General features: G+C 40.6%; 12 protein-coding genes and 1 tRNA gene. 7 read left to right on the plus strand and 6 right to left on the minus strand.

Features of this window, described 5'->3' with window-relative positions:
* Positions 1-3 precede the first annotated feature (3 nt).
* Positions 4-849 carry a universal stress protein gene (locus tag HPE56_RS09180; protein WP_188243469.1) on the minus strand — a complete coding sequence of 282 codons (846 nt, stop codon included), beginning with the start codon at positions 847-849 and terminating at the stop codon, positions 4-6.
* A gap of 179 nt (positions 850-1,028) precedes the next feature.
* Here HPE56_RS09180 and deoC point away from each other — a divergent pair, with 179 nt between their 5' ends.
* From deoC to HPE56_RS09200, 4 genes are all read left to right on the plus strand, one after another.
* Positions 1,029-1,673 (plus strand): deoxyribose-phosphate aldolase, encoded by a 645-nt coding sequence (gene deoC, locus HPE56_RS09185; RefSeq protein ID WP_188243470.1) that lies wholly within the window; start codon positions 1,029-1,031, stop codon positions 1,671-1,673.
* Positions 1,674-1,679: 6 nt separating this feature from the next.
* On the plus strand, positions 1,680-2,378 hold the full coding sequence (gene deoD / locus HPE56_RS09190) for a purine-nucleoside phosphorylase (protein ID WP_188243471.1): 699 nt from the start codon (positions 1,680-1,682) through the stop codon (positions 2,376-2,378).
* 117 nt (positions 2,379-2,495) lie between these two features.
* Complete coding sequence (locus HPE56_RS09195; RefSeq protein WP_188243472.1) at positions 2,496-2,948, plus strand: DUF2267 domain-containing protein; 453 nt, start codon at positions 2,496-2,498, stop codon at positions 2,946-2,948.
* A 19-nt stretch (positions 2,949-2,967) separates the two neighbouring features.
* The gene (locus HPE56_RS09200; protein ID WP_188243473.1) at positions 2,968-3,609 is read left to right on the plus strand and encodes a WG repeat-containing protein; all 642 of its coding nucleotides are present in this window, start codon (positions 2,968-2,970) and stop codon (positions 3,607-3,609) included.
* Between the two features lie 382 nt (positions 3,610-3,991).
* Here the strand turns inward: HPE56_RS09200 and HPE56_RS09205 are convergent, their stop codons facing one another.
* The 5 genes from HPE56_RS09205 to HPE56_RS09225 form a co-directional block, all read right to left on the minus strand.
* Positions 3,992-4,726 (minus strand): slipin family protein, encoded by a 735-nt coding sequence (locus HPE56_RS09205; protein WP_188243474.1) that lies wholly within the window; start codon positions 4,724-4,726, stop codon positions 3,992-3,994.
* A gap of 242 nt (positions 4,727-4,968) precedes the next feature.
* Positions 4,969-5,358 carry a DUF302 domain-containing protein gene (locus HPE56_RS09210; RefSeq protein ID WP_188243475.1) on the minus strand — a complete coding sequence of 130 codons (390 nt, stop codon included), beginning with the start codon at positions 5,356-5,358 and terminating at the stop codon, positions 4,969-4,971.
* Positions 5,359-5,395: 37 nt separating this feature from the next.
* On the minus strand, positions 5,396-6,379 hold the full coding sequence (locus HPE56_RS09215) for an MlaD family protein (protein WP_188243476.1): 984 nt from the start codon (positions 6,377-6,379) through the stop codon (positions 5,396-5,398).
* 4 nt (positions 6,380-6,383) lie between these two features.
* A complete protein-coding gene (locus HPE56_RS09220; protein ID WP_188243477.1) occupies positions 6,384-7,166 on the minus strand; it encodes an ABC transporter ATP-binding protein in 783 nt (260 codons plus the stop codon).
* Positions 7,167-7,949, minus strand: coding sequence for an MlaE family ABC transporter permease (locus HPE56_RS09225; RefSeq protein ID WP_188243478.1), 783 nt, complete (start codon positions 7,947-7,949; stop codon positions 7,167-7,169).
* 168 nt (positions 7,950-8,117) lie between these two features.
* Between HPE56_RS09225 and HPE56_RS09230 the strand changes: the two genes are divergently transcribed.
* The 3 genes from HPE56_RS09230 (at position 8,118) to HPE56_RS09240 (ending at position 9,479) form a co-directional block, all read left to right on the plus strand.
* Positions 8,118-8,354: a hypothetical protein gene (locus HPE56_RS09230; RefSeq protein WP_109649204.1), complete on the plus strand. Its 237-nt coding sequence runs from the start codon at positions 8,118-8,120 to the stop codon at positions 8,352-8,354.
* Positions 8,355-8,373: 19 nt separating this feature from the next.
* Positions 8,374-9,315, plus strand: coding sequence for a L,D-transpeptidase (locus HPE56_RS09235; protein WP_188243479.1), 942 nt, complete (start codon positions 8,374-8,376; stop codon positions 9,313-9,315).
* An 80-nt stretch (positions 9,316-9,395) separates the two neighbouring features.
* Positions 9,396-9,479, plus strand: a tRNA-Leu gene (locus HPE56_RS09240).
* Positions 9,480-9,580: the final 101 nt, after the last annotated feature.

Here is a 9,580-nt window from a genome sequence, read left to right on the forward strand (position 1 = left end):
GTATTAATTATGGGTATCGGGAATAACCAAAAATGGTATCTGCACGTGAAAACCAACTTGATCGATATGCTGTCTTTTCATCATTCGCTCAAAAAACGAGTATTTTTTACCCATCATAACCAAAAGTTCATAGTTTTTCTTTTCTAAGTATTCCATAATGGCATTTGGCATTTGGGTTCCCTTTACTTCTTCGAAGGAATGGGGTATCTGCGCAAGGTAGAGCCCTAGAAATGACTTGTTCTCCAATTGTTCTTTCGACATGTCGTACTCCTCCTTTATATGCAAGACGGTTATTTCGGCATGGTAGATCTTGGCAATCTCAATGGCGATGTAGAGTTGGTTCCTATTATATTCAATAAGATAATCCGTGGTAAAAAGTACACGTTCGATATGCTTATAGGTATAACCGGAAGGAATGACAAGAATTGGAACCGAGGATTTTCTAATGACATGAACGGTATTGGTCCCCAAGAAAATCTCTTTGATGCCTGAAGCCCCCTGAGTACCCATTATAATCAGATCGATTCCCTTTTTCGCATTTAATTCGTTGATCTCATCGGTCAGTACATTAAAGGCTGATATGGTTTTATAGATGTGCTTGGAATTATTGAATTTGGTTTTAACGGCTTCCAATGTTTTTTCCAAACCGGCCAAGGAGGCATCGACGCCCTTATCGGGAATAGCACTGAATTCTGGTCCGCCCAAAATATAATCCATACGATAAAACGCTGGTGTATATGTATGTAAAAAATAGAAAGCACAGCGCTCCTCCTTTAAGAACTGCATGGCAAAGGAAATGGTGTTCCACGCATTGTCTGAAAAATCGGTGGGAATGAGTATTGTTTTCATTAAAAGCGTCTTTAGTTCCATTAAAAGTAGGGTCTAAATCAAAATTTGGCCATGATATAGATCAGCCCTTACCCTAATTTGCTTTAATGACCAATATCATAAAAAATTTATAGGACGTATTGTATCTTTGGAAGATATTCTGTCGTTGGAATCGACACCTATTTAAACAAAACAACCATATGCAAATCCAAGATTACATAGACCATACGATCTTAAAACCAACAGCCCAGCCTGCTGATATTGAAAAGCTATGCCAAGAGGCAATAGCCCATAAATTCAAAGCGGTATGCGTGAATGGCTGCTATACGAAATTCGCAAAAGAACAATTGAAAAACAGCGGGGTAAACCTTGCTGTCGTCATAGGCTTTCCATTAGGGGCCATGAGTACGGAAGCCAAAGTTTTTGAAGCCAAGGACAGCGTCGCCAACGGAGCCGATGAAATTGACATGGTAATCAATATTGGTTGGTTAAAATCGGGTAAGACGGAATTAGTGGAACAAGAAATAGCCAAAATTAAAAACGCCATAGGTCAAAAGGTACTTAAGGTCATAATAGAAACTTGCTATTTGACCCAAGACGAGAAGAAAAAAGCATGTGAATTGGCCGTAGATGCCGGTGCCGATTTCGTCAAGACTTCCACGGGATTTGGTACAGGTGGTGCCACCCTTGAAGACGTCAAATTAATGAAGGAAGTAGTTGGCGACAAAGCCAAGATAAAAGCTTCCGGAGGTGTTAGGGATAGGGCTACCGCCTTAAAATACATTTCGCTCGGGGTTTCCAGGATAGGTACTTCCTCAGGCATTGAAATTGCATCAACAAAATAAAAAAACATGAGCGTACATATAGAAGCAAAAAAAGGTGACATTGCAGAAACGGTATTACTACCTGGCGACCCCTTACGCGCCAAATGGATCGCCGAAACATTTTTAGAGGATGCGTTCTGCTACAATGAAGTCCGTGGTATGCTAGGCTACACGGGGACATACAAAGGCAAGAGAATATCTGTGCAAGGCAGTGGCATGGGAATACCTTCAGCAATGATCTATTACCATGAATTGATCAATGACCACGGGGCCAAAAATATTATACGCGTTGGATCGGCAGGTTCATACCAAAAGGATATTAAAATCCGTGATATTGTTTTGGCAATGGCTGCTTCGACCACTTCAGGCATCAACAATTCGCGATTTGTGAATGCCGATTATTCCCCTACTGCCAATTTTGACCTTCTTATGAAGGCTTCATTATATGCCCAACAAAAAGGAATCCCAATTAAGGCCGGGAATGTACTTTCTGCCGATGAGTTCTATGAAGATGATAAAGAAGCCTATAAGCTTTGGGCCAAATATGGTGTACTCTGTGTTGAAATGGAGGCTGCCGGACTTTATACCATTGCCGCCAAGCATAATGTCAGGGCCTTGGCCATTCTCACCATATCGGACTCTTTGGTCACGGGAGAGCAATCTACCTCGATCGAAAGGGAATCCTCTTTTAGCGAAATGATAGAGATAGCCCTGAATATCACATAATCACCCCGGTAGTCCCGTACCTCCAAACGCAGTCTATATATCTGCCTAACAATGACCTAGGTCATTTGCCATTTACCCATTAGTTGCCAACTTTAAGGAAACTTAAAAGACAACACCATGGCACTAAATTTCAATCAATACGCAGCAGAGGGAAACACTTTTCTGAAAGACTACGCCAAGGAAATGAACCTTGGTGAAGACCGGGATAAAGCAGGGAGGATACTGTCCTCCATCCTACATGCCTTACGGGATATCATACCCACCGAAGAATCCCTTCAACTCATTTCCCAATTTCCTATGTTCTTAAAAGCCATTTATGTAAACGGATGGACCATTAAAAAGGAACGGCCCAAAATAAAAAAAATGCCCGATTTTATTGATTTGGTCAGAAAACATGATGGTGTTTCAGCTGTCAACGATTTTGAATATAGCGATGATGTGGCCGAACAGTATATCGACACCACTTTTATCCTATTGCGTAAATATATCTCCCTAGGGGAAATGGAAGATATCAGGGATGGTTTACCGAAAGATTTAAAAACGATGATCTATTCCAATATCATGTTCTAAAAATCAAAAACATAAAGTAATGAAAAATAGAATCGTATGCTTAATGTTGCTCATGGCCTTACCTTTTGCAACAATCGCACAGTCCGAAAATGTCTCCTATGATGAGATTGCACCCTTTAGCGAGGGATTGGCCGCAGTCCGGATAGGCAACCAATGGGGCTTTATAAATGAAAACACCCGATTGGTCATTGATTTTAGGGATGACCTGGTGTGGAACCAAAATGCCGACACGAATAAATCAGGTGTTCTGGGAATCCGTTATCCACAATTCAAAAACGGAAGATGCATGATCCAAAAGTTAAAGGTGAACGATATTCCCTTCTATGGGTTTATTGACACCTCAGGTGAAATAGTCATTCAACCCGAGTATTTGAATATTACGGAATTCGATCACAAAAATGCCATTGGCATCTATGTACGGGAAGCGTTCCAAGGTCAAAATGAAATAAATATAAGTGTTATCGATTATATTTTTACGGAAGTGGTGGTGAACACCAACGGGGAAATCATTTGGCCCATTCATGAACGGGAACATATCCTAACGGCAAAAAGAAGGTATGAGACACCTGAATTACATTCTAGATTGATTGGTGATGACCTTCTTATTTATAAGACAGAAGACAACAAGTGGGAAACCAAAAAATTGGATATTAGCATCTAGTCGATAGGCCATCCCATGATTGAAATAATGAGTCCACCCATAGGAAAGCAGTTATGTTACAGATAATAACATAACTGCTTCTTTATTCCTGTAAAGGCAAAATCCCTTTAGTTTTTATCGCATGCAAACCCTACATTACCTGATAAAACTATATCGGGACTTCCGCACTCAACTTCCAAAACGCACCAATTACCCTTATTCCCAAATAATTTGGGCTTCAAAATGGAATCCCCGTTAAGGATTCCGATAAACCAATAAAGAGGATTGCTGACCCCAAGTCCTTATCGCCTCCCATGGCCACATTGGCAACCATCCATTTAAATCAATAATGGGGCTATTGATGGAAAGTCCATCAATAGCCATTACAACCTTAGGTGATGTACTATTTCTTTCCTCGGGGCAAAACCTCTTCAGGGAAAGGAAAGAGAATGGTGGAATTTTTCTCAGCCGCTATATTCGATAAGGTTTGATACAATCGCAACTTTATGGCCGAGGGGGATTTATCGATTTGAAGTCCAGCTTCCAAAAGTTTACCTGCAGCCTGTTCCTCAGCTTCTGCCAAGATGATCCTTGCCCTTCTGGAGCGTTCCGCTTCAGCCTGATTGGCCATCATTCTTCGCATATTTTCAGGCAATTGGATATCCTTGATCTTAACATCAATAATCTCAATGCCCCAATGATGGGTCTCTGTCTCAACGATGGATTTGATGTTCTTACCCATTTCTTCCCGTTTCGAGAGGATGGTATCCAATTCAACCTTTCCACAAACATCCCTTAGTGCCGCTTGGGAAAGTTGGGTAATGGCAAAATGATAATCCTCGACTTCGAGAACGGCTTTTTCTGGATTACTTATTTTAAAAAACACCACCCCATCAATACTACAGGGCACGTTGTCCTCTGTCATTACTTCCTGGGATACGATGTTAATGGTAATGACCCGTATATCGACAACCTGTATGGTCTCAACAAGTGGAATAATCCATCGAAAACCAGGTTGTAGGGTTTTTACATACCTCCCGAAACGGAATTTCAAGGCTCTCTTGTATTCGTAAACGATACGGATCCCTGCCAATAAAATAAGAATGATAACGATGAAGAACAGATAAAGTGGATTCATGATTGTTGTTTTTAAGTTAATAAAAAATGTAACCCTTTTTTAATGTATTTCAGTACAACCTATTAACTACCTAATTCCTTTTGGTATAAAATACATTGGTTATAATGGGCATCGCCCGATTCAATCGTAATTATATTGATTTCATTTAAAATACAGGACATCGCGAAATTGTGTAATGATCTTGATCAGGTCTAAACCATTCCAAAACACAGTGCATGGTATGTAGCAGGTATCGTTAACCCTTACAAACTATCAACGACTCTCTTTAACTTATCCCCTACCTCCTCCGCGATTGTTGCCAAATCGATATTCTCTATACCTATCATCGATGCCATGGGGTCAACAGCAGCTACCTCTATGTCTCCGTTTTCCATTTCCCGTACAATGACATTACAGGGTAACATGGTGCCGATTTTGTTTTCTGCCTGCAGGGCTTTATAGGCAAAAGAAGGATTGCAGGCCCCCAATATCCTATAGTTTGGAAAGTCAACATCCAATTTTTTTCGCAAAGTAGCTTTGATGTCTATTTCTGTCAGTACACCAAAACCTTCTTTCTTTAAGGCTTCAATTGTTTTTGTGATGACATCCTCAAATGAGGATTTCGCCAGTATCTTATTAAAATAGTATTCCATTTTATCTTTTTTAGGTTATACCCAATTCTTTCAGGCCTTACTCTTTTTGCATCTCCTTCTGTTGTTTTTTCTCTAATTTCTTAAAATACCGTCGGGTAAGGAAATTGTGTTTCAATGCCTCCATATTTTCATTGAATTTCATGGACCCTTCCTCAATATTCCTCATGGTAGTATCCAACCTATTCACAAAAACCGTATCGCTGGCCAGATACCTTATAGCTCCTTTTCCTTTGCTCGCATCCTTAATAACAAGGTTCAGGTTATTCGTCATTTGGGTAATATCATTACTCGACTGTTCCAGATTGGTAAGCACATTCTGCATTTTCGATCCATTTAACGAATCGCTTAAAAGGGCACCTGCAACACTTTTATCCAAATCGATCTTGTCTAGCATGTTATTCAATTTTTGAATCGTTTCATTGCCATTGACACTGGCATCTTTTAACGCGTCAATGGTCTTCATTAAATCATCGGCCATAATCGTATCGTTCAATAATCGCCCCATGGTTCCTTTTCCTTTGATCAATGCTTGGGTCACCTTTAATAAATCGGAAGTTAAAATCGCAGCATTTTCATTTGTGGTATTCAAAGTGCTTAACATATCCTGCGTTGCGATTCGACTATAGGATTGTAATTCATCCCCCTCCTCGATAGGGGCTGCCGCGCCCCTACCCGGTAAGATATTAAGTATCATACTCCCCACTAAACCATCGGAACCAATGGCGGCAACCGCATCCTTTTTAATGTGCTGCTGGATCTTTTTATCGATAACCATATAAACCGCTATGGTCGTATCATTCGCCATTTCCAAATTTTTCACCGTACCTACATGAATGCCCGAAAAACGTACATTGTTCCCTTTTTGCAGTCCGTTCGCATTTTTGAATACTGCACTAATGGTTATGGTTTCCCCGAACATATTTTGTCGATTCCCAATCAAATAAGTGGCAATGACCAATAAAGTCATCCCTACTACCACGAAAATCCCAAGCTTCAAATTCTCTTTAGTTGTTTTTTCCATAACCTTATTTTTTAAAAAACGCCTCGACCCTTGGGTCTGTCGATTTTGACAGCTCCGTGTAAGAACCCTCGACATAATTCTTTCCTTCGACCAAAAGCACCATTCGTTCAGATATGACCCGGGCACAATCCACATCGTGGGTAATGATCAATGAAGACGTACCATACTTTTTCTGGACCCTCCCCATTAGTTGAATAATCTCCTTGGACGTAATCGGATCTAAACCACTGGTAGGCTCATCATAGAGTATAATCTTAGGTTTTAAAATCAGTGTCCTGGCCAAGGCCACCCTTCTTTTCATTCCTCCTGAAAGCTCTGAGGGCATTAGGTCAACCGTATGTGCCAGACCTACATTTTCCAAGGCTTCGAGCACCATCGGTGTGGTGTCCCGTATATTACCCAACTTTTCCTTATGCCTCCGCATCGGAAATTCCAGGTTCTCCCGAACAGTCATGGAATCATAAAGTGCACTACCCTGAAACAAAAATCCGATATCGGACCTTAAGGCATCCAACGTTTTACGATCCAATGTTTTGATTTCCTTCCCCATAACCGAAAGAAAACCACTGTCGGGTTGTATCAACCCTACCAAGCATTTGACCATTACGGATTTACCCGATCCCGATTTCCCCATGACCACAAGATTCTCACCCTTGTAGAGGGTCATTGAAAAACCGTTCAAGACATGGTTATCCCCAAAACTTTTATGCAAGTCACGTATCTCGATCACTGGCTCCCTTTGATCCAGCGAATCGATTTGTTCCGATATGTAATCCTGTTTTTCCATTTACAATTCAAAAAATATCCCCGAAACAAAAACAGCTATAAAATCCACCACAAAAAGGAGTAATGATGCTGTGACGACCGCTGTGTTTGCGGCAATCCCAACCCCTGCCGTACCTTTCTTGCTATAGTATCCCTTATAACAACCCACCAGACCAATGGTAAATCCAAAGAAAAACGATTTTATGGTGGCCGGTATCAAATCACCGAATTCCAAGGCGTCAAAAACAGTATTGAAGTACAGTTGAAAAGAGACATCGCCTTTAAGGTTTTCTACCAAAGCCGAACCAAATAAGGCTATCATATCCCCAAAAATCACCAATAAAGGGAGCATTAGCATTGTGGCGGTTATTCGGGTAACCACTAAGTATTTAAACGGGTTGGTCCCTGATACCTCCATGGCATCAATCTGTTCAGTCACCCGCATGGACCCTAATTCCGCCCCTATACCAGAGGCAATACGGCCAGCGCAAATAAGTGCTGTGATTACGGGACCAATCTCACGCACAATCGATATACCTACCATATTGGGCATCCATGAAACAGCACCGAATTCCTGCAATGTTGGTCTCGTTTGCAATGTCAACACCAAACCAATAATGAACCCAGTTACCCCTACAAGAACCAAGGATCTATTCCCCATGTGGTAACATTGCCGTAAGAGCTCCCTAAATTCCCAAGGAGGCTTCAACGCTTCTTTAAAATACCGCATGCCAAAATAAGACAACTCCCCTATTTCTATGAAGAACTGTCTAATCTTCTTTTGTGATTGTAATACATAGGCCATTCCTCTTCATATTCAAAAGTACATTGCCAAATGTAGTCCGATTACAGTTTTTATTAAATGACCTCGGTCATACCGTAGATAATGTCCCATTCATTCAAACCTCTTATGACTTAGCTCATTTCACGGAATATAAACTTGGAATAAATTAGATATAAGAAAATCAATACCATGAAAACAACATATGAAATACAACATACCACCCATGAACTCAATCCCAAGGAAATTAAAGGGCGACTTCTATCGCTCAAACATATCTGGAATGTGGAAGTCGATCAAGCAAATGCATTGGTTTCCTTTGAGTATTTAGACCACCCTGTATTGGAGATGGTCAGAAAAGAATTAACTGCAATGGGATACTATGTAATCAATGATTCGCATCATTTAAACAAAAACCTTAGACCTTAAGCTAAACACAACCGACCAAATGTCAAAAAGATTAGCCTATACCCTATCACTGCTCTTACTACTCTTGGTCAGTATTGCTATAGCCAAGTTAATAGAGGTCAGAACAATGCCTATACCCCCAAATAAAATCGTGGGTGAAGCCCTCTTCAAAAAACCGGAAACTATTGGTCCCATAATTATCAAGGATACGATCCACATTGCCGGGTATTTTAATTTTATCGACTCATTGATAACCGCCTATGACAGTATAACCAATTATCGGCTAACCGAACATCTTTTGATCAATGCCAATTCGTGGATCATAGATACCTTGGCCCATACGGATTACTATACTATGATCCAAAGGGATTCCTTTGTTTACGACCAACACCAAATGATTGTTTTGCGGCCAAACAACACTCTTTTGATACCAGATTCATTGGAAGCACAGTCGATTCTTGGGGCTTTCAAAAAAACAAAGATCGACATCAATTTGCCCGAATATAAACTAAGAATCCTCACCGATTCCGTTTTAATGTATTCTTTCCCAATCAGGATCGGACAAAACAAAAGAAAGTATTTGAAAATGGGGGATAGAATGACCGATTTAAGGACACAAACAGGAAAAGGATATATCATAGGCTTTCGAAGAAATCCTGACTTTTACAACCCCGTTACGGGTAAACAATTTTATTATACACAAAGGGATGATAAGAACATGACCTTAATGCCACAGATACCGTGGATAGAAACAGAAATCAACGGAATAAGGAATGGCCAATTGATACACCCGACCACAAATCCAAACACTTTGGGAAAAGCATATTCCAATGGTTGTATCGGTGTAAAGGAAGGTGACGCCTGGCGAATATACTATCATTGCCCAATCGGAACCCCACTGGATATACGGTATGATTTACACGTTCCTATGACACATGACTCTATATTGGTCTTAGAGGACGTATACAACATAGAATCATGAGTCTTTGCCCCTTATAAAATAAATATGCCAATAAGTTTTATCTTCTAATGCGCCTTCCTATATTTGCAGACCAATTTTATGCCCACGTGGTGGAATTGGTAGACACGCTACCTTGAGGGGGTAGTGTTCGCAAGGACGTGCTGGTTCGACTCCAGTCGTGGGCACTTAAGCTTCCCCGTAAAAAGGGAGGCTTTTTTCGTTTATGAAGTACTTCACATACATATTATACTCCGAAGCCTTCGACACCTTCTATAAAGGACAGACA

This window comes from Maribacter aquimaris, from assembly GCF_014596745.1.
Lineage (GTDB): Bacteria > Bacteroidota > Bacteroidia > Flavobacteriales > Flavobacteriaceae > Maribacter_A > Maribacter_A aquimaris.